Source organism: Stenotrophomonas sp. EMP41, assembly GCF_047495535.1.
GTDB classification, from domain to species: domain Bacteria; phylum Pseudomonadota; class Gammaproteobacteria; order Xanthomonadales; family Xanthomonadaceae; genus Stenotrophomonas; species Stenotrophomonas sepilia.
On the sequence record NZ_CP179923.1, the window covers coordinates 949209 to 972081 of the forward strand.

The following is a 22873-nucleotide window of genomic DNA, read 5'->3' on the forward strand; positions in this document are numbered from 1 at the left end:
GCGGCCCTCGCCGGGCCATGCCCGGCGAGGGCTCGTGTGGCCTGCAATGTTATAAACATCGTAATAGTCTCCCCCGCCGGCACCGCGTAGCCTGCACCGCATCGCAAAGGAGCTGTTGCCATGGGCCACGACCACGATCACCTGCCATCCCAGATCCGCCACGAGAAGCCCTTGTGGTGGGCACTCGGCCTGACCACCACCTTCCTCGTCGTCGAAGTGGTGGGCGCGTTCTGGACCAACAGCCTGGCGCTGCTGTCCGACGCCGCACACATGGCCACCGATGCGCTGGCGCTGATGATCGCGCTGGTCGCGGTACGGTTGAGCCGGCGCCCACCGGATGCGCGCCGCACCTACGGCTATGCACGGCTGGAAGCGTTGGGCGCGATGATCAACGGTGCCATGCTGTTCGTGGTCGCCGCCTACATCCTGTGGGAGGCGGTCGGCCGTTTCCGCCAGCCGCAGGAGATCGCCTCCTCCGGCATGCTGGTGATCGCGGCTGCGGGCCTGGTCATCAACCTGATCTCGATGCGCCTGCTGCAGGCGGGCAGTGGCGAGAGCCTCAACGTGAAGGGCGCCTACCTGGAAGTATGGGCCGACATGCTCGGCTCGGTGGCAGTGATTGCGGGCGCATTGTTGATCAAGTGGACCGGATGGAAACCGATCGACCCGATCCTGGCCGTGCTGATCGGCCTGTGGGTGCTGCCGCGTACCTACGTGCTGATGCGTGAGGCGATCAACGTGCTGCTGGAAGGCGTGCCCAAGGGCATGGACGTGGCCAGGGTGCGCGACAGCCTGTCCGGCCACGCCGCCGTGCTGGACGTGCATGACCTGCACGTGTGGGCGCTGGCTTCAAGCACGCCGGCGCTGACCGCGCACATCGTGATGCGCGACGGCACCGACGCCGATGCGTTGCGCCGCGAGCTGGGCGGTCGCCTGCATGATGACTTCGGTATCGAGCACGTGACACTGCAGATCGAGGCAGACCACTGCGGCGAAGCCTGTGGCGGGCCGGCGCCGGCCAAGGGCGGCGGACACGAGGGCCATGAGGGCCACGACCATGGCGAGGACGCGCAGGGCCATCGTGGCCACGTGCATCGTTGATCGAAGATGACGCGCGCGCCGGGAGACGCCCGGTGCAGCTATTCGTCCCGCCGCGAGGCCAGCCGATCCGCCAGCCGGGTTGGCTCCGGCAGCCGATAGCCACGCAGGGTGTGCTGCACCCAGCCCAGCGCGGTGTCGGCACTGACCCGATGGCCACCGGCCACGAACAGCGGCTTGCAGCGCAGCTTGCTGCGCAGCACCCAGCCCAGTTGTTCATCGCCCTCCAGCAGCGGCGTATGTGCACCAGCTTCGGCGTCCGGTTCGACGAACCTTCCCACCAGTTTCGATTTCGCCACGCCGATGCTCGGCAGATCGGTGACCACGCCCAGATGCGCGGCGACGCCCAGCCGGCGCGGATGGCTGATGCCGTGGCCATCGACGAACACCAGGTCCGGCGTTCGTGGCAGCAGTGCCAGTGCGGCCAGCAGTGCCGGCAGCTCGCGGAAGCTGAGCAGGCCCGGGATATAGGGCATCAGTGTAGGAACCCGCGCGATCTCCTGCGCCACGGGCTGCAGCGTCTTTGCATCCAGCAGGACCGCCGCAGCGCGCGTAATGGCACCGTTGTCCTCGAAGCCGACATCCAGCCCGGCCAGCCAGCGCACGTCACGGGGCAGGCGGTCCTGGCGTTCCACGCGGCCGGCCAGTTGCAGCTGTTGCGCGCGGGCGGCGGTGACGCTGCCTTCCCAGCGCCCGGGGTCGATCACCGTATTCATTGGCTGCAGCATCGCATGCGCGGCGCCACGGCACGGTGAGCGGCCGCCGGGGCTACAATGGCGGCCTGCCTTTCCTCGCGTTGGAGACCCTGCAGTGACCCGTAAACTCGTACTGTTGCGCCATGGCCAGAGCCAGTGGAACCTGGACAACCGCTTCACCGGCTGGGTCGATGTCGACCTGACCGAGCAGGGGCGCCGGGAAGCGGCTGCCGCCGGTCGCCTGATGCGCGAGGAAGGCCTGCAGTTCGACGTCGCCCATACCTCCGTGCTCAAGCGCGCCATCCACACCCTGCAGGGTGCGCTGGCCGAGCTGGAGCAGGACTGGTTGCCGGTGAACAAGTCCTGGCGCCTCAACGAGCGGCACTACGGCGGCCTGCAGGGGCTGGACAAGGCCGAGACCGCGGCCAAGCACGGCGAAGAGCAGGTCAAGGTCTGGCGTCGTTCGTACGACATCCCGCCGCCGCCGATGGACCTGGAAGATCCGGGCCACCCGATCCATGACCGTCGCTACGCCGGTCTGGACCGCAACGCGCTGCCGGGCACCGAGTCGCTGGCCACCACCCTGGACCGCGTGCTGCCCTACTGGCACGACGCCATCGCGCCGCAGCTGAAGGACGGCAAGACCGTGCTGGTCACCGCCCACGGCAACTCGCTGCGCGCGCTGTACAAGTACCTCAACAATGTCTCGCGCGAGGAGATCCTCGAGCTGAACATCCCGACCGGCATCCCGCTGCTGTTCGAACTGAACGATGACCTGACCGTGCAGTCGTTCCGCTACCTGGGCGACCCGGAAGCGGCGCGCAAGGCCGCTGAAGCAGTAGCCAACCAGGGCAAGGCGAAATAAGAAGCAGAAGGCCGGCGCAAGCCGGCCTTCGCTTTTGTAGAGCCGAGCCCACGCTCGGCCGGCGCTGTCGCAACCCGGTAGAGCCAACCCATGGGGGCTGCATCAGCCAGCTACGAGGGATCCATGCGGCGCACCTTGGGCGGCTGCAACGCGGCAATGTCGATGACGTGGTCCTGGCATATCACCTGATAGTGCGTGAATGGGCCCGGGTAACTGACATCGGCAAAGGTGGCATGGTCCAGATAATCGAGGAACTTCGAACGGCTGTAACGGCGGAACAGGTTGCCGCTCCAGGCTTCGGAGTCGTCCCAGCTCTGGTAGGACTCGTTGTGCACGGCGTAGCTGATGTAGGCGTTCCAAATCAGCTCGAACCGCTGCGAATGGGAAGTTATCTCTATCGCGCGCACGCCCTCGATCGAACGTCCATTGCCGAGGTCCACTGGGCGAGGCTCTCCTGTCACCTGTCCCTCTTCGATGACCAGCCGCAGACAGTTGGCCTCCGGTTCGCCAATACCCGTCAGGAATAGATACTCGCAGCTGTCGAGGGCCAGTAGCAGCGCAGCGTCGTCCATGGGCGCGATATCCGGTGATCGGGAAGCTAAGAATACCGGCGTGCAGTTGGTTGGCGACTCCACGGGCTCGTGACCTTTGGCCGGTCCCTGCCGTGGGCGTGCCCGGCTACCCTGTGAAATTACCCGCAGGAGAGCCTCATGAACGTCCGCAATCTGGTCCCGCTGGGCCTGACCATCGCCATCGCTGCCTCGCTGGCCGCCTGTGGCAAGAACGAAACCGCGCCGGCGGCCAGTGCCGACGCCAAGCCGGCCTTCGACCTGTCGCAGATCAAGACGCCGCTGATCTCGCTCAACAGCGCCGACCTGGATCCGGCCATTTCGGCCTGTACCGACCTCAATGGTTTCGTCAACAGCAAGTGGCTGAAGGCCAACCCGGTGCCGGGCGACCAGACCACCTGGGGCAGCTTCGAGATCCTGCGCGAGCGCTCGCTGGAAGTGCAGCACGCGCTGGTGCAGCAGGCCGCCGCCAGCCAGGCCAAGGCCGGCTCGGTGGAAGCCAAGATCGGTGACATCTGGAAGACCGGCAACGACGAGGCCAAGATCGAAGCCGCCGGCCTGGCGCCGCTGCAGCCGCAGCTGGACAAGATCACTGCACTGAACGACACCGCTGCCATCACCCAGTACCTGCGCGACAGCCAGGCCGAGGGCAAGGGCGTGCTGTTCTCGCTGTTCGCCAATGCCGACTACAAGGATTCGGCCAACGTCATCGCCTACGTCGGCCAGGGCGGCCTGGGCCTGCCGGAGAAGGGCTACTACTTCGACGACGCGCAGGCCAAGATCCGCGACGCCTACGTGGCCTACATTGCACAGGTGCTGACCCTGTCCGGTGTGGACGCGGCGCAGGCCGCCGAGCAGGCCAAGGCCGTGATGGCCTTCGAAACCCGCCTGGCCAAGGCCTCGATGTCGCGCATCGAAATGCGTGACCCGGCCAAGCGCTACAACCCGCTCAGCGCCGCAGATGCCGACAAGCTGACCCCGAACTTCAGCTGGACCGCGCTGTTCGACACCCTGAAGGTGCCGGCCGCACAGAAGTTCTCGCTGGCGCAGCCGGGCTTCTTCGGTGAAATGGACAAGATGCTCGCCGATGTGCCGGCCAGCACCTGGCAGGCCTACCTGCGCTTCCACACCATCGACGATGCCGCGCCGTACCTGAGCAGCCAGTTCGAGAAGGCCAACTTCGATTTCTACGGCACCACCCTGCGTGGCCAGAAGGAAATGCAGCCGCGCTGGAAGCGCGTGCTGGAGTCGGTCAACGGCGGCATGGGCGAAGCCCTGGGCCAGCTGTACGTCGACGCCGTGTTCCCGGCCGAGTCGAAGGTGGCCATGCAGCACCTGGTGGAGAACCTGTCGCAGGCATTGAAGGCGCGCCTGGAGCAGCTGCCGTGGATGGGCGAGGAAACGAAGAAGAAGGCACTGGAAAAGTGGGCCAGCTTCACCCCGAAGATCGGCTACCCGGACAAGTGGCGTGACTGGTCGGGCCTGCAGACCAACGGCGACAGCTACCTGGGCAACATGCAGGCAGCACGCGCGTTCAACTACCGCTACATGCTGGACAAGATCGGCAAGCCGGTGGACAAGACCGAGTGGGGCATGACCCCGCAGACCGTCAATGCCTACTACAACGCGACCAAGAACGAGATCGTGTTCCCGGCGGCGATCCTGCAGGCGCCGTTCTTCGACGCCAAGGCCGATCCGGCGTTGAACTACGGCGGCATCGGCGCGGTCATCGGCCACGAGATGATGCACGGCTACGACGACTCCGGCAGCCAGTTCGCCGCCAACGGCAACTTCGACAACTGGTGGACCGACGCCGACCGCAAGGCCTTCACCGGGCGTACCGACCAGCTGGTCGCGCAGTTCGACGGCTATGAAGCGGTGCCGGGCGTGAACGTGAAGGGCAAGTTGACCCTGGGCGAGAACATCGGCGACCTGGGGGGGCTGACCGTGGCCTATGACGCGCTGCAGATGGCGCTGAAGGAAGACCCGAAGGCCAATGTCGACGTCGATGGCCACAGCCAGGACCAGCGCTTCTTCATGAACTGGGCCACCGTGTGGCGCCGCAACTTCACCGATGGCGAGCTGCGCGTGCGTCTGAACACCGATCCGCACGCGCCGGCCAACTTCCGTGCCAACGGTGCGCCGTCGAACATGCCGTCGTTCGCCGCTGCATTCCAGTGCAAGGCGGGTGATGCGATGGTGCGCGCCGACGACAAGCGTGTGGTGATCTGGTAATTGATCACCCGTGATGCGTGAAGCGAAAGGCCCGGCGAACGCCGGGCCTTTCGTTTGCCCGGCCGATCTCAGGCCAGTTCCGGTTCCCGCTCCAGCATGCGATGGAAGCGTTGCAGCACGTACGGGTCCACCAGCCCGCCGGCCTGCTCGTCGATGATCCGCAATGCGGCCTCGTGCTCCATCGCATTGCGATACGGGCGCACGCTGGTCATCGCATCGTAGGCATCGGCGATGGTGACGATGCGCGCACCCAGCGGGATGGATTCGCCGCGCAGCCCATCGGGGTAGCCGCTGCCATCGAAGGCCTCGTGATGGGCGCGGATCAGCCGCGCCACCGGCGAGGCGTCGCTGCGACCGGTGGCCAGGAAGATGTGTTCGCCGCGTACCGGATGCTCGCGCATGATCGCGCGCTCCTCATCGGTATGCCGGCGTGGTGCCAGCAGCACGTCATCGGGTATGCCGATCTTGCCGATGTCATGGAAGCGCGCGGCCAGGCCGATCTGCGCACGGGCATCGTCATCAAGATCGCAGTGCGTGGCCAGGCGCTGCGCGAGCAGGCCAACGCGGTCGCAGTGGTGGCGGGTGTAGGCGTCGCGCATCTGTAGCGACATCGCGAGGGCATCGATCAGGCAGGCCTGCGCGTGCAGCAGGTCGGGGGCGGGTACGGCGTCAGGAAACATGGTCATCCGCCCGCACCGGGTGGGGACCGGTGCGGGGTGTTCGGGGGCGATCAACCCGGGGCGAGGGTGGTCAGAAGGGCGCGGGCCGCATTGAAGCGGTCTTCCGGCAACGGCAGCGGGTGCTTGATGCGCAGCTTGTCGGGCCCTTCCATGGCATAGAGGTTCGGTTGTTTCTGGATCAGCTGGATCACCGCCATCGGATCGATGTTCGGCTTGGACTCGAACACGATGCGGCCGCCGTTCTCGCCCAGGTCGAGCTTGCGGATGCCCAGCGTATTGGCTTTCAGCTTCAGCTCGGCGATGGCGAACAGGTGCTTGGCTGCATCCGGCAGCAGGCCGAAGCGGTCGATCATCTCCACCTGCAGTTCGCGCAGTGCATCGCTGTCGCGCGCGCTGGAAATGCGCTTGTACAGGGTCAGGCGGGTGTGCACGTCCGGCAGGTAGTCTTCCGGGATCAGCGCCGGCACATGCAGCTCGACCTCGGCGCCGCGCACTTCCTCACCGGCATCCAGGTCGGGCAGCTTGCCCTGCTTGATGCTGCGTACCGCGCGTTCCAGCAGCTCGGTATACAGGCTGAAGCCGACCTCGGCCATCTGCCCGCTCTGGTCCTCGCCAAGCAGTTCACCGGCGCCGCGGATTTCCAGATCGTGCGTGGCCAGGGTGAAGCCGGCGCCCAGCTCGTCCATCGAGGCGATCGCTTCCAGGCGCTTCTCGGCGTCGGGGGTGATCGCGCGACGGTCGGGGGTGATCAGGTAGGCGTAGGCACGGTGGTGCGAACGGCCCACGCGGCCACGCAGCTGGTGCAGCTGGGCCAGGCCGAAACGGTCGGCACGGTTGATGATGATGGTGTTGGCGTTGGGGATGTCGATGCCCGATTCGATGATCGTGGTCGACAGCAGCACGTTGAAGCGCTGCTTCTGGAAATCCAGCATCACCTTTTCCAGTTCGCGCTCGGGCATCTGCCCGTGGGCGATGCCGATGCGTGCCTCCGGCACCAGCTCGGACAGCTCGCGCTGCATGCGGCCGATGCTCTCCACGTCGTTGTGCAGGAAGTACAGCTGGCCACCGCGCGCCAGTTCGCGCTGGAAGGCTTCGCGCAGCAGCGCGTCGTCCCACTGGGTGATGAAGGTCTGCACCGCCAGCCGGTTCGGCGGAGGCGTGGCGATGATCGACAGGTCACGCAGGCCGGCCATGGCCATGTTCAAGGTGCGCGGGATCGGCGTGGCGGTCAGGGTCAGCAGGTGCACATTGGCGCGCAGCGCCTTCAGCGCCTCCTTCTGGCGCACGCCGAATCGCTGCTCCTCGTCGACGATGACCATGCCCAGGTCCTTGAACTTCACGTCCGGCTGCAGCAGGCGATGGGTGCCAACGATGACGTCGATGGTGCCAGCGGCCACCTTCTCCAGTTCGGCCTTGATTTCCTTGCTGGTCTTGAAGCGCGACAGCACTTCGACCTTCAGCGGGTAATCGGCGAAACGGTCGCGGAAGTTGCGGTAATGCTGCTCGGCCAGCAGCGTGGTCGGCACCAGCACCGCCACCTGCTTGCCGGCACTGGCCGCAGCAAATGCAGCGCGCACCGCCACCTCGGTCTTGCCGAAGCCGACGTCGCCGCAGACCACGCGGTCCATCGGCTGGCTGCTGGCCAGGTCGCGCAGGGTGGCATCGATCGCAGCCAGCTGGTCGGGGGTTTCCTCGAACGGGAAACCGGCGGCGAACGGCTCGTACATCGCGCGGTCGACCTGCAGTGCCAGGCCGGCACGCGCCTGGCGGCGGGCCTGGATCTCCAGCAGTTCGGCGGCCACGTCGCGCACCTTCTCGGCGGCCTTGCGCTTGGCCTTGCTCCACTGCTCGCCACCGAGCGAATGCAGCGGTGCGGTTTCCGCCGATGCACCGGAGTAGCGGCTGATCAGGTGCAGCTGGGCGACCGGTACATACAGGCGGTCGCCCTTGGCATATTCGATGTCGAGGAACTCGCCGGGCATGCCGCCGACGTCCATCGCGATCAGGCCACGGTAGCGGCCGACGCCATGGTCCTCGTGCACGATCGGCGCGCCCTCGGTCAGTTCACCGAGGTCGCGGATGATCGCTTCCGGCTCACGGCCGGCACGGCGCGTGCGGCGGGTGCTGCCGGCGCGCTCGGGGAACAGCTGGCGCTCGGTCAGCACCGCGATGCGCGGATCGTCCAGTGCGAAGCCATCTTCCAGCGGCGCCACCGCGATCGCGAAGCGCGCGTCGTCGGCGAGGAAGCTGGGCAGGTCGGCCACCACCGGCGGCTTCAGCTCGGCGGCCTGCAGCACTTCCAGCAGCGCCTCGCGGCGGCCGGGCGAATCGGCGGCGATCAGTACCCGGCCCGGATAATGGCCGAGGAAGGATTTCAGCGCATCGCCGGCGGGGGCTTCGCGTGCGGCCACCGGCAGCGGGGGCAGCGGCTGGTCGCCCAGCGCGTGCGCGTCGGCGATGCGTGCGTGGTCGGCGGCCCATACCTCGATGCGCGGGGCATCGTTCAGGCGCTCGCGCAGCAGTTCCGGTGACAGGTACAGCGCCGACGGCGGCAGCAGCGGCCGTTCCACATCGTGGCGGCGCTGCTCATAACGCTCGCCGGTCTGCGCCCAGAACGCCTCGGCGGCTTCGCCGGCACCGGCGCAGACCACCGGCAGGCTGCCGTCGGGCAGGTAGTCGAACAGGGTTGCGGTGCGCTCGAAGAACAGCGGCAGGTAGTACTCGACGCCGGCCGGGGCCAGCCCGGATTTCAGGTCCTGGTACAGCGCACTGCGCCGGGTGTCGACATCGAAGCGCTCGCGCAGCGTGGCCAGCACGCGGGCGATGCTGGCCTCGTCCATGGGCACTTCGCGGCCCGGCAGCATGTGCACGGCCTCGACCTTGTCCAGCGAACGTTGGCTTTCCGGATCGAAGGCACGGATCGAATCGATGTCCTCGTCCAGCAGCTCCACCCGCAGCGGCTCGTCGGCGCCCATCGGGAACACGTCGAGCAGGCCGCCGCGCACGGCGAAGTCACCCGGGTCCATCACCTGCGGCACGTTGCGGTAGCCGGCGCTTTCCAGGCGGCGCTTCTCGGCTTCCAGATCCAGGCGCTGGCCGACCTTCAGGTCGAAGCTGCCACCGATCACGTAGCTGCGCGGGGCCAGCTGCTGCAGCAGCGTCTGCACCGGCACGATCACCAGGCCACGCTTCAGCGTCGGCAGGCGGTGCAGGGCTGCCAGGCGCTGCGAGATGATGTCGGGATGCGGGCTGAAGCGGTCGTAGGGCAGGGTTTCCCAGTCCGGGAAGGCGACCACCGGCAGGCCTGGATCGCCGCCAAGCAGGGTCTGCAGGTCGGCTTCGAGCTGGTTGGCGCCGTGGTTGTCACGGGCGATCACCAGCAGCGGTGCGTCGTGCACGCGCGCTGCCTGGGCCAGGTACCAGGCCAGTGCGGTGGGCGAGGCGGGGGCGCGCCACCAGGCGCGGAGCTGGCCGGCGCGCGGCAGCGGCGGGGCGGGGTATGAGGTACGCGACATGGACCCCGGATTTTAGCAGAAGCCCGATCCGGCTCCGGTGCGTCGTGCCGGCCGGTTGCCGGCAGCCTCAGGCGCCGTTGGGGGAGCGGAATGCCGGCCAGCGGCCGGCACTACCGGGAGACGTGGCCGGGCAGGGCCCGGCGCATCCGTCAGTTGTCCAGCTCCAGCACCATCCGCACCAGGCCTTCGGCTCCGGTCGGGTGCGGCACCGGCTTGAAGCCCAGCGACGCGGCCAGCTGCTTCATCGGTTCGTTCTCGGCGGCAACGTCGCCGTACAGGCGGTCCAGGTACTTGCCACGGCCCCATTTCACCAGCTTGCGCATCAGCTGCCGTCCCAGGCCCTGGCCGATCAGGAAGCGGCTGATCAGGATCGCGTACTCGGCTTCACGGGTGCCGGGGATGATCGACGCCCGGGCGACCGCGCCGACCACCGCTTCGCCAGCGGGCAGCGATTCGGCTGCGACCAGGGTGATCTCGGTCTTCGGATTCGGGTGGGTCAGGCGCTGGGTGGTTTCCGGCGAAAGCTCGGTCACCGCCTGCAGGAAACGATCACGGATTTCTTCCGGCCCGAACAGGCTGAATGCCGCTTGCAGCGGTGCGCCATCTTCCGGGCGGATGGGGCGGATCAGCAGCTCGTGGCCGCTGGGAGCCTTGAAGATCTCATGCCAGGGCGGCATGCGGTTGCGAGTGGCCATACCGGGTGATTCCTTGGTGGTCCATCGATTGTGGCATCACCGGGGCTGCGTTCCGTGAACGAAAGGCTCACGGCGGTACAGCCTCGTGAAGGCCGTTATTCGGGGGCTTTGAGCCAGTCCAGGCGGGTGCTGGCCCCGGGTTCGCCCAGGTGCTGGCGCAGCGCCGGCAGGGCCGGACCAACCACGCGGTCGAACTGCCACGGCGGGTTGAGCAGCAGCATGCCGCTGCCGTTGAGGCGCAGCGGCGAGTCGTCCGGGCGCACCAGGAACTCGATCGTCATCGCCGATTTCACCGGCAGGGCGGTGGCCTTGCGCAGGAAGTGCAGGATGGTGCGGCGCTGCTTGATCGGGAACCAGACCGCACAGGTGGCCTGCGGCCAGCGTGCCAGGGTCTCGGCCAGGGCGGCCAGGATGTTCTGGTATTCGGCGTCCTGGGCCTCGTACGGCGGGTCGATCAGCACCAGGCCTCGGCCGATCTTGCTGCCGTTGAACCTGGGTGGCAGCAGCGAGCGCAGCAGGGCGTAGCCATCTCCGGGGCGCACGTCGACGCGGCTGTCATGGGCAAACAGGGCCTTCAACGCGGCCGCTTCGGCTTCCTGCAGCTCACAGACCGCCATGCGGTCCTGTGCGCGCATGGCCTGTGCGCTCAGCAGCGGCGAGCCCGGGTAGTTGGTCAGCGCGCCCACCGGATTGTCGGCCTGCACTGCCTTCAGGTAACGCTCGACCACCTCCGGCAGCCTGGGCTGGGCCATCAGCCGCATGATCCCGGACTCGGCCTCGAGGGTCTTGCGGCTCTCTTCGCTGGCCAGCAGGTAGCGGCCGGCACCGCCGTGGGTATCTAGCACGAAGAACGGGCTGTCCTTGCGCTTGAAGCTGTCGATCAGGGCCAGCTGCACGATGTGCTTGAGCACATCGGCGTGGTTGCCGGCATGGAAGGCGTGGCGATAGTTCATGGGCGGCAGTGTACGGGGCGGCGGCCGCAGCGGCTATGCTGCGCGCCATGACAGCTCCTGTTGCCCATGTCCTGGTCGTCGAGGACGAAGCCGCGATCGCCGAAACCGTGCTTTATGCGCTTCGCAGCGAGGGCTATGCCGCCAGCCACTGCCTGCTCGGTGGCGAGGCCCTGCAACGCCTGCAGGCCGGGGATATCGACGTGGTGGTGCTGGACGTGGGCCTGCCCGACCTGGGCGGTTTCGAGGTGTGCCGGCGGCTGCGCGCGCAGCCCGGGCCGGCGGCCCAGCTGCCGGTGATCTTCCTGACCGCCCGCAACGATGAAGTGGACCGCGTGCTGGGCCTGGAACTGGGCGCCGACGATTACATGACCAAGCCGTTCTCGCCGCGTGAGCTGGTGGCGCGGGTGCGTGCGCGCCTGCGTCGCGCGGCACCGGTCGTGGCAGCCCCCGGCGCCGATGCGGGCTGGCAGGAACATGGCGCCTTCGCCATCGACCGCGAAGGCCGGCGCATCCGCTTCCGCGGCCACGCGCTGGACCTGACCCGCTACGAGTACGCGTTGCTGGAAGCGCTGCTGCAGCGGCCGGGCGCCATTCTCAGTCGCGCCCAGTTGATGGATCGCGGCTGGGACAGCAGCGCCGACAGTGCCGACCGTACCGTCGACACCCATGTAAAGACGTTACGCGCCAAGCTGCGCGCAGCCGGTGCCAGCGACGATCCGATCCGCACCCACCGTGGCCTTGGCTACGCGCTGGAGGTCTAGCCGATGCGCCTGGTCCTGAAGCTGTTCCTCGGCTTCTTCCTGATCACCGGCATCGCCGCGTTCTTCGTGATGCGCGTGTTCGTCAATGAAGTGAAGCCGGGTGTGCGCCAGGCGATGGAATCGACCCTGGTCGATGCCGCCAACGTGCTGGCCGAGATGGCGGCGGCCGATGTCAAGGACGGCACCATCCGCAGCGGCAGCTTCACCCGCAACCTGGCCAAGGCGCGGCAGCGTGACCTGAAGGCGATGGTCTGGCGCTTTCCCAAGCGCTCACTGGACTACCGGGTGACCATCACCGATGCCAAGGGCATCGTCATCTACGACTCGCTGGGCCGCGACCTGGGGCGTGACAATTCGCGCTGGAACGATGTCTACCGCACCCTGCGTGGCGAGTACGGCGCCCGCTCCAGCCCGGAAGTGCCAGGCGAAGAAGGCGATACGGTGATGCATGTGGCGGCGCCGGTATACGACCCGGCCGATGGCCGCACCCTGATCGGCGTGCTCAGCCTGGCCCAGCCCAACCGCAGCATCGATCCGTTCATTGCGGCCAGCCAGCGCGCCATCATCGAGCGCGGTGCCTGGCTGATCGGATTGTCGGCGCTGGTCGGCGTGCTGGTGACGATGTGGCTCACCACGGGCCTTGGCCAGCTCAGCCGCTATGCACGCGCGGTCAGCGCCGGCGAACCGGTGCCACCGCCGCGGCGGCGCCGCGACGAGATCGGCGACCTGGGGCAGGCACTGGAAACGATGCGCCGCAAGCTGGAGGGCAAGGCCTACGTCGAGCAGTACGTGCAGTCGCTGACGCATGAAATGAAGAGTCCGTTGGCGGCGATCCGCGGTGCCGCCGAGCTGCTGCAGGAGCCGCTGCCGGAGGCCGACCGCGTGCATTTTGCACGCAGCATCGTTGATCAACAGGAGCGGCTGACCGAGACGATCGACAAGCTGCTGGCGCTGGCCGAAGTGGAACAGCACGGCTGGCTGCAGACCCGCGATCCGATCGCCCTGCCAACCTTGCTGGCCGATGCGGCGGCGGCGGCGCAGGTGCGTGCGCAGGCGGCCGGCGTACAGGTGCGCATCGGCAGCGTGCCCGACCTGCGCGTGCAGGGCGACGCCTATCTGCTGCGGCAGGCGTTGCACAACCTGATCGACAACGCCATTGCCTTCTCACCGCCCGGCGCGGACATCGCGCTGCAGGCCGAGGTGGACGGGCAGGGCGTGCGCCTGCAGGTAGCGGATCGCGGTGCCGGCATTCCCGACTACGCGCGCGAACGGGTGTTCGAACGCTTCTATTCACTGGCGCGTCCCGGCAGCGGCCGGCGCAGTTCCGGCCTGGGCCTGCCGTTCGTGCAGGAAGTGGCTCGCCTGCATGACGGACGCGCCAGCCTCGACGCCCGCGATGGCGGTGGCACGGTGGCCAGCCTGTGGCTGCCGTTGGGCGCAGCGGGCCAGCGGCCGCGCCGCTGACTTCACACTCGCTTCAAATTCGCCACAAACCCTGCTCACCGCAGCGGTCCATCCTGCAGCTCTCTCCAACGAGGATGGACCATGAAATCCCTGAAGATGCTGCTGCGGTTCGCCATTGTCGGCGGGCTGATCCTGTTGCTGCTGGTGCCGCTGATGATGATCCGCGGGGTGATCACCGAACGCAGCCAGTACCGCGACGAGGCCTTTGCGCGGGTGGCCGACAGCCGTGCCGGCACGCAGCAGCTGGTGGGCCCGGTGCGGGTGGTGCCGTGGGTGGAACGCAAGCAGGTTGAACTGGTTGACCCGCTGGGCGTCAAGAAGACCGAGGTGCAGGTCACCGAGGGGCACTGGCTGCAGATGCCAGCGTCGCTGGAGGTGGGCGGCGAGATGCTGCCGAGCCAGCGCGAAGTCGGCCTGTTCAAGGTGCCGGTGTACAGCTGGAACGGCCAGATGAAGGCGAGCTTCGCCGCTGACGACTATCCGGTGAAGGCAGGGCGCACGTATGGCCAGCCGTATGTGGCGGTGGGAATTTCCGATGTGCGCGGCCTGGTCGGTACACCGAACCTGCGCGTGGATGGCAAGCAGCTGCGCCTGCTGCCGGGCGTCGGCGTAGCAAGCGAAGTCGGCCGTGGCCTGCATGCGCCGGTGGCCGGTTTCGCTGCGGATCAGGGCGGCACGCTGGCGGCCAGCACCGTTGAACTGGAGCTGCGCCTGGATGGCAGCCGCATGCTGTCGGTGGTGCCGGTGGGCGATGACACCCACATCGCGCTGCGTTCGAGCTGGCCGCATCCGTCGTTCAGCGGTGCGTTCCTGCCCAACGAGCGGCGCGTTGATGCGCAGGGATTCGACGCGCGCTGGGCGGTGTCCTCGCTGGCCTCCGACGCACAGCGACAGCTGCGCAATGAAGGTTCGGTCGACTCGCAGGCGGTGACGGTGTCGCTGGTCGATCCGGTCGATACCTACACCCAGGCCGACCGTGCGTCCAAGTACGGCGTGCTGTTCGTGCTGCTGACCTTCGTCGGCTTCATCCTGTTCGAGCTGATCAAGTCGCTGCGCATCCACCCGCTGCAGTACCTGATGGTCGGCCTGGCGCTGGCGATCTTCTTCCTGCTGCTGATCAGCCTGTCCGAACACATCGCGTTCTGGAAGGCCTACCTGGTCTCGGCGGTGGCCTGCATCGGCCTGCAGGCGGTGTACCTGGCCAACGTGCTGGGCCATTGGAAGCGCGGCCTCGGCTTCGCGGCCCTGCTGACCGTGCTGTACGGCGCGCTGTATGGCCTGCTGGTCTCGGAGAACAACGCACTGCTGATGGGGTCGTTGCTGCTGTTCGTGATCCTCGCGCTGGCGATGTGGGTAACCCGCCGGGTCGACTGGTACGCGCTCGGCGCGGACCTGAAGTAAGGAGCACGCCATGGGCTGGCGCCGGGGATTGCGGCAACGGGCACGGCAGGGCATTCCGGCCCTGCTGGAAGTGGACGCACTGCTGCAGGCACATGGCGTGCTGGCGGCCCTGCCGGGGGCACGGATCGCCCCCGGCCTGGTCCGCTTCCAGCTGGCGGCGGTGACCTGCGAAGGATTGCAGGGGCAGGGATTGCGTTGGCTGCAGGGTGCGCGGCAGGGACGCGGCGCGGTGGCCGGCCGGGTGCCGCGCTATCGGCCATGGAAGGCCGGCGCGGAGGCATTGGCCGAGATCGGCATCGGCGGCCTTCCAGATGACTGGCCGGCACACGCGGCGGTGTACGGCTGCAGCAGCATCGACCGGCGGCACTGGTTGCTGTTGCTGCCGGAGCGGGCGCAGTTGTGGTTGGGATGGAGCGGGTGATTCGGCTTTGCGGGTACGACCCCACCCTTCTCCTGTGGGTGCGAACCCTTGGTTCGCACGCTTGCGCGCCGTCCATGACCGATGGGACGGTATCGCCGCGCCCCGGCTGGCTAGACTCGATGGGTTGATGATCGAGCCGAAGGGCAGGGGTGCGATGTGTTGAAGTGGGGCGTGCTGGCCGTAGCGCTGGCGATGGGTGGCAATGCAGCGGCACAGCAGCGCGAGACGGTGGACCTGGACATGGTCAGCCGCATCCGCCAGGAGGCGTTCCACCGTTCGCAGGTGATGGACACCTTCAGCTATCTCACCGAGCGCATCGGCCCGCGCCTGAGCAATTCGCCGGCGATGGGCCGCGCCAATGCGTGGACCCGCGGCAAGTTCAACGAATGGAAGCTGGACAACGTCCACGACGAGGCCTTCGATGATTTCGGCCGTGGCTGGGAATTCACCTCGGCCAGCGTGGAAATGCTGGGTGACCGCGTGCAGCCGCTGCATGCGCTGCCCAAGGCCTGGACCCCCGGTACGAAGGGCCCGGTCGAAGGCGAGCTGGTGCAGGTCGACATCAAGAAGCCCGAAGACATCGAGAAGTACCGCGGCAAGCTGCGTGGCAGGATCCTCCTGCTGGGCGAGGCACGCGAATACAAGCGGGGCACCGAGCCCGATTCGCACCGCCACGACGCGACCTCGCTCGAGGGCCTGCAGGAGTTCACCCTGCCCAAGGACAAGGACGCTACCGCCGAGCGCGCCAAGCGGGTCAAGGAGTATCAGGAGCGCCAGCAGCTGGCGGCCAAGGTCAACGCGTTCTTCGTCGAAGAGGGCGCGCTGGCCTCGATCAGCATCAGCAGCTGGGACAACGGCATCATCCGCGTTGCCGGCGGCGGTTCGCGCAAGGCCGGTGAGCCGGTGGGCATCCCGGAACTGGCGATGATCAGCGAACACTTCAATCCGCTGGTGCGCGCGCTTCAGGCCAAGCAGACGGTGCGCCTGCGTGTGGATGTAGCGGCGCGCTTCACCGACGAGGCCGACCAGCCCGGCTACAACACGCTGGCCGAGATCCGCGGCAGCAGCAAGCCCGATGAAGTGGTGATGATCGGTGCCCACCTGGATTCGTGGCACAGCGGCACCGGTGCGGCCGACAACGCCGCCGGCGTGGCGGTGATGATGGAGGCGATGCGCATCCTCAAGGCTACCGGCGCCAAGCCCAGGCGCACCATCCGCGTGGCGCTGTGGAGCGGCGAGGAGCAGGGCCTGATCGGCTCGCAGGCCTATGTGGCCAAGCACTTCGGCAAGTTCCCGGAGCCGACCGATCCGGCCCAGAAAGCGCTGCCGGCGTCGCTGCGCGAGCCGACCGGTGCACTGCAGAAGACCCGCGACTACAGCAAGTTCCAGGTCTACTTCAACATGGACAACGGCTCGGGCCGCTTCCGTGGCATCTACGCGCAGGAAAACCTGGCGGCGATGCCGATCTTCGAAGCCTGGCTGGCGCCGTTCCATGACGTGGGCGCCACCACCGTGGCCACCCGCAACACCGGCAGTACCGACCACATCAGCTTCGATCGCATCGGCCTGCCGGGTTTCCAGTTCATCCAGGACCGGCTGGACTACTTCACCAACGTCCACCACAGCCACCTGGACACCTGGGACCACGCCGAACCGGAAGACCTGAAGCAGGCCGCCGCCATCGTCGCTTCGTTCGCCTACAACGCCGCAATGCGCGAGCCGTCCTTCCCGCGAAAGGTAGAACCGTAAAAAAGGGGACGGAGGGGATTAAGTCGTATCTCCCCTCCGCTTCCCGGTTGCAGCACCCAACGGCTGGGCAATCGCGACTTAATCCCCTCCGTCCCCTTTTTCCGTCGGGGGCGGTGGGCTGGTAAAATCGGGGGATTCCCGTTCCTCGAGCCGTCCATGACCTGCCGCACCCGCTTCGCCCCCAGTCCCACTGGCTACCTGCACATCGGTGGTGCCCGCACCGCGCTGTACTGCTGGCTGGAGGCCCGTCACCGCGGCGGCGAGTTCGTGCTGCGCATCGAGGACACCGATCGCGAACGCAGCACCCAGGGCGCAATCGACGCCATCCTGGAGGCGATGGAGTGGCTGGGCCTGGACTACGACGAAGGCCCGATCTACCAGACCGACCGCGTCGCCCGTTACCAGGAAGTGGCCGAGCAGCTGATCGCCGAGGGCAAGGCGTACTACGCCTACGAGACCCGCGAGGAGCTGGATGCCATGCGCGAGGCCGCCATGGCCAGGCAGGAAAAGCCGCGCTACAACGGCGCTGCGCGCGATCTGGGCCTGCCCTACCGGGACGACCCGAACCGCGTCATCCGCTTCAAGAACCCGCTGGAAGGCACGGTGGTGTTCGATGACCTGATCAAGGGCCGCATCGAGATCGCCAACAGCGAGCTGGATGACATGGTCATCTTCCGCCCGGACGGCTACCCCACCTACAACTTCGCGGTGGTGGTGGACGACTGGGACATGGGCATCACCGAGGTCATCCGCGGCGACGACCACATCAACAACACCCCGCGCCAGATCAACCTGTATGAAGGCATCGGCGCGCCGGTGCCGAAGTTCGGCCACATGCCGATGATCTTGGACGAGCAGGGCGCCAAGCTGTCCAAGCGCACGGGTGCGGCTGACGTGATGCAGTACAAGGACGCCGGCTACCTGCCGGACGCACTGCTGAGCTACCTGGCCCGCCTGGGCTGGTCGCATGGTGACCAGGAGCTGTTCAGCCGCCAGGAACTGATCGATCTGTTCGACGTGAAGGACTGCAATTCCAAGGCCTCGCGCCTGGACATGGCCAAGCTGGGCTGGGTCAACCAGCACTTCCTGAAGACCGAGGAGGTGGCCTCGATCGTGCCGCACCTGGTCTACCAGCTGCAGAAGCTGGGGCTGGACGTGGCCGCCGGCCCGGCTCCGGAGGATGTGGTGATCGCCCTGCGTGAACGCGTGCAGACCCTGAAGGAAATGGCCGAGAAGGCCGTGGTCTGGTACCAGCCGCTGACCGAATACGATGAAGCGGCGGTGGCCAAGCACTTCAAGGCCGGTGCCGAGGTGGCGCTGGGCAAGGCCCGCGAGCTGCTGGCCGCGCTGCCGGAATGGACCGCCGAGTCGGTGGGCGTCGCCCTGCACGACGCGGCCGCAGCGCTGGAAATCGGCATGGGCAAGGTCGCCCAGCCGCTGCGCGTGGCCATCACCGGCACCCAGGTCAGCCCTGACATTTCCCATACCGTTTACCTGGCCGGCCGCGAGCAGGCCTTGAAACGCATTGATGTGGCCATCACCAAGGTAGCAACGGCCTGAGGCATCCTTGCCAGGCCCGAACCGGAGAACACGCATGCCCGCCAAGACCGCCACTGCCTGTACCGCCCCGCACCACCACGTCCACGACGCATCGGATTTCGTGGCGGTGGTCGAGCGTGTCTCGCGCGAACGCGGGCTGCGCCTGACCCCGATCCGCGCCAACGTGCTGAAGCTGATCGCCGAGGCCGGCAAGCCGGTCAAGGCCTACGAGCTGCTGGAATGGGTGCGCAACGGCAAGGGCGTGGGCGCTGATGCCCCGCCCACCGTGTACCGCGCGCTGGACTTCCTGATGGCCAATGGCTTCGTGCACAAGCTGGAGTCGGTGAATGCCTTCGTGGCCTGCCATCATCCAAGCAGCGCTGCGCATTCGGTGCCGTTCCTGATCTGCAACAGCTGCCACAGCGCAGTGGAGCTGGAAGACCGCGAGATCGTCAGCCAGCTGGAGAAGCGGGCCAAGGAACTGGGCTTCCAGCCGCAGGCACAGACCCTGGAAGTGCACGGTCTCTGCGCGCGCTGCGCCGGCTAACGCAACGGTAGTGCCGGCCGCTGGCCGGCATCCTGAGTGGGGTCAGATCCCTTTGCCAGTGGCAAAAGGGATCTGACCCCGTTTCATGACAAGGGCTAGTCCTTCGGTTTGCCTGCGGTATCCACCCGCACGATCACCGACATGCCGGGCCGCAGCTGCGCGGCCAGCTTCTGGCCTTCATCGATCGATATCCGCACCGGCAGCCGCTGCACCACCTTGGTGAAGTTGCCGCTGGCATTGTCCGGGCGCAACACGCTGAACTCCGATCCGGTGGCGGGCGCGATCTCCTGCACGCGGCCCCTCAGCACCTGGCCCTGGAACGCGTCCACCGAGAACGTGGCCGGCTGGCCGATCGCCATTCCCCAGGTCTGGCCTTCCTTGTAGTTGGCCACCACCCACAATGTGTCAGGAACCAGGAACAGCAGCTGCGAACCGGCGGCGACATACTGGCCCACGCGCACGCTGGCCTCACTGATCTGGCCGTCGCGCGGTGCGTGGATCACCGTGTTGGCCAGGTCGATGCGGGCCAGCTCCAGCTGCGCCTGTGCGCTTTCCACCTGGGCCTCCAGGCTCTTGCGCGCGACCTGGGTCGACACCAGTGTTTCCTCGGCGATGCGGATCTGCGCCTGCGACTGCTGCACGCTGGCCTGTGCCGAGGCTTGGCTGGTGCGGAACTTGTCGCGGTCATTGATCGACACCAACTGCTGCGCGGCCAGTTCCTCGTAGCGCTTCAGCTCGTTGCGCGCGCGCTGCAGTTCGGCCTGGCCGGCCGAGAGCGTGGCGCGCGCCGAGGCGATCTGCGCACGGTTCTGTGCCTGCGACTGGTCGGAATTGGCCAGCGCCGCGCGCGCACTGTCCAGCGTCGCCTGCGCCTGGGCGACGCGTTGGGCATAGATGCGGTCATCGATGCGCAGCAGCGGCTCGCCCTGCCGCACATGCTGGAAATCCTTCACCAGCACTTCGGTCACATAGCCGTTGACCTGTGGCGCCATCACGGTGATCTGGCCGCGCACATAGGCGTTGTCGGTCACCATCACGCTGCTGGTGAACGGCCACAGGTGCCAGGCACGCAGGATCAGCGCAATGCCCAGCAAGGCCACCACCACCATCACCACCACGCTGCGCGCGCTGGGCTTGAGGTACTTCGGCGCGACCGCGGGTTCTACCGGCGTGGACGCGGGCGCCGCGTCGGTGGGCGGCGGCGGGGTGACGTTGTCGGCGTCGTCGGGTCGGGGCGGAACGGGGGGCATGGTGGAGGACTCAGCGATGCGCGGCCGGGGTGGCCACAACGGGTGAAGTGGGGTGGCGCTTGCGCCATTGCTTGAGCACGGCGGTGCGCAGCGACAGCAGCAGCAACCAGCACAGGAAACCGATCGCCAGCCAACCGCTAAGGGTGAACACATCATTGAAGCCGCGCACATTGGCTTCGCGGCGCGTGGTCTGCGCCAGCTGCGCGCTGCCCTGCGCGCTGCGCAGCACCGGGTCGGTGATCTGCGCAGCGTACAGCTGCTGCTGGAGGCGCAAGCGTTGCGCCACCACCGGATCGGCCGGATCGAGCTGGCTGGTCAGCGCGCTGGAATACAGTTGCTCGCGATGCAGCTGGAAGGTGCCCAGCACCGCCGAGCCGGCCAGGCCGCCCAGGGTCTGCGTGATCGACAGCGTCACCAGGAAGGTGATCATGTGGTCCACGCCCTGTTTCAGCGCAGCAGAGATGCCAAGCATGATCAGGGGCCCCATGAACATGCCGGCACCGACCGAGGCCAGGAACTGGCTGGCGTAGAAGTCGTGCGGCCGATCCAGGCTGGTGCGGTGCTGGTCGAAGAACGCGGCAGCGCCCAGCAGCAGGATCGCCATCAGCAGCTGGGCGATCAGCCGCTTCGGGCCGAAGGTCAGCGAGGCTCCGGCGATGCCCACGATCACTCCGGCCAGGATCACTACGAACAGCGGGCGCATCTGGTCCGGCCCCATGCCCAGCGTGCGCATCAGGTTGACCACACCGTAGGACTGCTCGGTGGTCAGGAAGCGGATCAGGAAGGCGCCGACGATGAAATGCAATACCGGCAGCGTCGACAGCCAGCGGATCTGCAGCAGCGGATTGCGCCGGTAGTGTTCGATGATGAAAGCGGTGGTGGACAGCACGATCGAGGCGATCAGCGCCCAGCCCAGCCACGGCGTGTTGAGCCACCAACGGGTGTAGCCCTGCGCCAGTACGATCACCAGCAGCGCAACCGCCGGCGCCAACAACGCGAAGGTAAGGAAATCCAGCGGCTCGAAGGCCTTCACCTGGATGCCGGGCGGCAGTTTCAGCACCACCACCGCGGCGAAGGCGCACAACGCCAGGCCGGCCTCGAATGAATACAGCTGGTGCCACTGGCCGGTATCGACCAGACCTGGTGAAACGATCCAGGCGATCGGCACCGCCAGCTGCGAAAGGCCGACGCCGACCACCAGCAGGTTACCGGTAAAGCGGCGGGGCAGGGCCTGCAGCATGTACAGCGTGCCCAAGGTCGAACAGGCCGCGCCGGCGAAGCCGCTGGCGGCTCGGGTCAGCATCGTGGTCTCGAAGCTGCCGACGAACAGGTGCAGCACCGCCAGCGCCGCATACAGCCCCAGCCCGATTTCGGCGAACAGGCGGATGCCGTACTGCTGGCGGAACTTGAAGGCCAGCAGGTTGGCGGTGACGTTGACCATGGCATAGGCCGCTACCAGCCAGCTGCCCTGGGTCGGGGTCAGCGCCAGCTGGCCCTGCAGGAACGGCAGGTTGGCGGTAACCAGCGCATTGCCGAGGCCGCCGGTGATCGCCACCAGCAGCGATACCAGCGCATAGGCCGCGCGCCGGTATGGCGGGTGCCAGGGCATCGACGCCGAACCGGGCATGGTCGGCTTCTCATGCTCCTCCCAATCCGGAACCGGCTTCAGATACGGCTGGACCATCAACGGGCCTCGCTGGCAGCTCCCTGGAGACCCCCACGCAGCAGCTGCAGGGCGCGGCCGGCCAATTGGGCGCGCTCGTCGCGGGTCTTGCCGCGCAGGGCCGCACCCAGCATGCCCGAGATCAGTGAAATATCCGTCTTCTCCAGATCGGCACGGCACAGCCCGGCCGCCTTGGCGCGCGCGATCGGTTCCTCCAGCAGGTCGCGCACGGTCTCGCGCGCGGCGCGCATGGACGGCACGTCCGAATCAACCGCACGCCAGTAGTCGGCCAGTGCCGGCGAATCGATGATGCGCTGGGCCATGCCCTCGAACACCTCGAACAGGGCGTCGTCGCGGTCGCCTAGCTGTTCGACCTGGCGCCGGATGCGGTCGACCGTGCGCTGCAGCAGCGCCTGGATCAGTGCGGTGCGGTCGGGGAAGTTGCGGTACAGGGTGGCGCGGCCCACCTGGGCACGTTCGACCACCAGGTCCAGCGGGGCGGTGACGCCATGTTGGCCGAAGACATGATCGGCGGCGTCGAGGATGAGGGCACGGCGGGCAGCAGCATCGGCACGTTGGGCAGTCATGGAATTATTTTCGGACAAAAGTGTCCGATTGGCGAGACATTGGGTGACGGGATTGTCCGCTTGTTGTGGTACGCACATCTTTGTGACGGGTGTGTGAGCGAGGGCGCCGCGACCTCGTTCACACATAAAGGAACGGGGGGCCAGACGGCCCCCCGGGAGAGAGAATGGTATTCGTGGTGCGGTCCC

19 protein-coding genes are annotated in these 22873 nt (G+C 67.2%); 10 read left to right on the top strand and 9 right to left on the bottom strand.

Features of this window, described 5'->3' with window-relative positions:
* The first annotated feature begins 120 nt into the window (after positions 1-120).
* Complete coding sequence (locus ACMGRF_RS04325) at positions 121-1101, top strand: cation diffusion facilitator family transporter (protein ID WP_312546770.1); 981 nt, start codon at positions 121-123, stop codon at positions 1099-1101.
* A 38-nt stretch (positions 1102-1139) separates the two neighbouring features.
* Here ACMGRF_RS04325 and nfi read toward each other — a convergent pair whose 3' ends face one another.
* Positions 1140-1814 carry a deoxyribonuclease V gene (gene nfi, locus ACMGRF_RS04330; RefSeq protein WP_414485670.1) on the bottom strand — a complete coding sequence of 225 codons (675 nt, stop codon included), beginning with the start codon at positions 1812-1814 and terminating at the stop codon, positions 1140-1142.
* A 94-nt stretch (positions 1815-1908) separates the two neighbouring features.
* Between nfi and gpmA the strand changes: the two genes are divergently transcribed.
* Positions 1909-2658, top strand: a complete 750-nt coding sequence (gene gpmA, locus ACMGRF_RS04335) for a 2,3-diphosphoglycerate-dependent phosphoglycerate mutase (protein WP_014036448.1) — start codon at positions 1909-1911, stop codon at positions 2656-2658.
* Positions 2659-2768: 110 nt separating this feature from the next.
* On the opposite strand, the gene ACMGRF_RS04340 is transcribed toward gpmA, so the two are convergent.
* The gene (locus ACMGRF_RS04340; protein ID WP_049437883.1) at positions 2769-3230 is read right to left on the bottom strand and encodes a hypothetical protein; all 462 of its coding nucleotides are present in this window, start codon (positions 3228-3230) and stop codon (positions 2769-2771) included.
* A 138-nt stretch (positions 3231-3368) separates the two neighbouring features.
* On the opposite strand from ACMGRF_RS04340, the gene ACMGRF_RS04345 reads away from it, so the two are divergent.
* Complete coding sequence (locus ACMGRF_RS04345; protein WP_414485671.1) at positions 3369-5462, top strand: M13 family metallopeptidase; 2094 nt, start codon at positions 3369-3371, stop codon at positions 5460-5462.
* Between the two features lie 68 nt (positions 5463-5530).
* Here ACMGRF_RS04345 and ACMGRF_RS04350 read toward each other — a convergent pair whose 3' ends face one another.
* The 4 genes from ACMGRF_RS04350 to ACMGRF_RS04365 all read right to left on the bottom strand — a co-directional run bounded on the left by ACMGRF_RS04350 (position 5531) and on the right by ACMGRF_RS04365 (position 11305).
* On the bottom strand, positions 5531-6148 hold the full coding sequence (locus tag ACMGRF_RS04350; protein WP_049411129.1) for an HD-GYP domain-containing protein: 618 nt from the start codon (positions 6146-6148) through the stop codon (positions 5531-5533).
* 44 nt (positions 6149-6192) lie between these two features.
* Entirely contained in the window at positions 6193-9657 is a 3465-nt protein-coding gene (gene mfd, locus ACMGRF_RS04355) for a transcription-repair coupling factor (RefSeq protein ID WP_111190897.1), read from the bottom strand.
* A gap of 149 nt (positions 9658-9806) precedes the next feature.
* Complete coding sequence (locus ACMGRF_RS04360) at positions 9807-10352, bottom strand: GNAT family N-acetyltransferase (protein ID WP_004150340.1); 546 nt, start codon at positions 10350-10352, stop codon at positions 9807-9809.
* A gap of 95 nt (positions 10353-10447) precedes the next feature.
* Positions 10448-11305 (bottom strand): 23S rRNA (adenine(2030)-N(6))-methyltransferase RlmJ, encoded by an 858-nt coding sequence (locus ACMGRF_RS04365; RefSeq protein WP_049411136.1) that lies wholly within the window; start codon positions 11303-11305, stop codon positions 10448-10450.
* 35 nt (positions 11306-11340) lie between these two features.
* On the opposite strand from ACMGRF_RS04365, the gene creB reads away from it, so the two are divergent.
* The 7 genes from creB to ACMGRF_RS04400 all read left to right on the top strand — a co-directional run bounded on the left by creB (position 11341) and on the right by ACMGRF_RS04400 (position 19187).
* Positions 11341-12066, top strand: a complete 726-nt coding sequence (gene creB, locus ACMGRF_RS04370; RefSeq protein ID WP_080352990.1) for a two-component system response regulator CreB — start codon at positions 11341-11343, stop codon at positions 12064-12066.
* Between the two features lie 3 nt (positions 12067-12069).
* Positions 12070-13530, top strand: a complete 1461-nt coding sequence (gene creC / locus ACMGRF_RS04375; protein ID WP_049435868.1) for a two-component system sensor histidine kinase CreC — start codon at positions 12070-12072, stop codon at positions 13528-13530.
* A gap of 81 nt (positions 13531-13611) precedes the next feature.
* The gene (gene creD, locus ACMGRF_RS04380; protein WP_049413546.1) at positions 13612-14931 is read left to right on the top strand and encodes a cell envelope integrity protein CreD; all 1320 of its coding nucleotides are present in this window, start codon (positions 13612-13614) and stop codon (positions 14929-14931) included.
* Between the two features lie 10 nt (positions 14932-14941).
* Positions 14942-15352, top strand: a complete 411-nt coding sequence (locus ACMGRF_RS04385; protein WP_005412698.1) for a hypothetical protein — start codon at positions 14942-14944, stop codon at positions 15350-15352.
* 156 nt (positions 15353-15508) lie between these two features.
* A complete protein-coding gene (locus ACMGRF_RS04390; RefSeq protein ID WP_414485672.1) occupies positions 15509-17101 on the top strand; it encodes a M20/M25/M40 family metallo-hydrolase in 1593 nt (530 codons plus the stop codon).
* 156 nt (positions 17102-17257) lie between these two features.
* Positions 17258-18661 (top strand): glutamate--tRNA ligase, encoded by a 1404-nt coding sequence (gene gltX, locus ACMGRF_RS04395; RefSeq protein WP_100477783.1) that lies wholly within the window; start codon positions 17258-17260, stop codon positions 18659-18661.
* 34 nt (positions 18662-18695) lie between these two features.
* Positions 18696-19187 carry a Fur family transcriptional regulator gene (locus ACMGRF_RS04400; protein WP_005415799.1) on the top strand — a complete coding sequence of 164 codons (492 nt, stop codon included), beginning with the start codon at positions 18696-18698 and terminating at the stop codon, positions 19185-19187.
* A 95-nt stretch (positions 19188-19282) separates the two neighbouring features.
* Here ACMGRF_RS04400 and ACMGRF_RS04405 read toward each other — a convergent pair whose 3' ends face one another.
* The 3 genes from ACMGRF_RS04405 to ACMGRF_RS04415 are packed head-to-tail and all read right to left on the bottom strand — an operon-like array spanning position 19283 to position 22687.
* Complete coding sequence (locus tag ACMGRF_RS04405) at positions 19283-20437, bottom strand: HlyD family secretion protein (protein ID WP_049413553.1); 1155 nt, start codon at positions 20435-20437, stop codon at positions 19283-19285.
* 10 nt (positions 20438-20447) lie between these two features.
* The gene (locus ACMGRF_RS04410; RefSeq protein ID WP_049413555.1) at positions 20448-22121 is read right to left on the bottom strand and encodes an MFS transporter; all 1674 of its coding nucleotides are present in this window, start codon (positions 22119-22121) and stop codon (positions 20448-20450) included.
* Positions 22121-22687, bottom strand: a complete 567-nt coding sequence (locus ACMGRF_RS04415; protein ID WP_019659167.1) for a TetR/AcrR family transcriptional regulator — start codon at positions 22685-22687, stop codon at positions 22121-22123. The genes ACMGRF_RS04410 and ACMGRF_RS04415 overlap by 1 nt, the downstream gene beginning before the upstream one ends.
* Positions 22688-22873 lie beyond the last annotated feature (186 nt).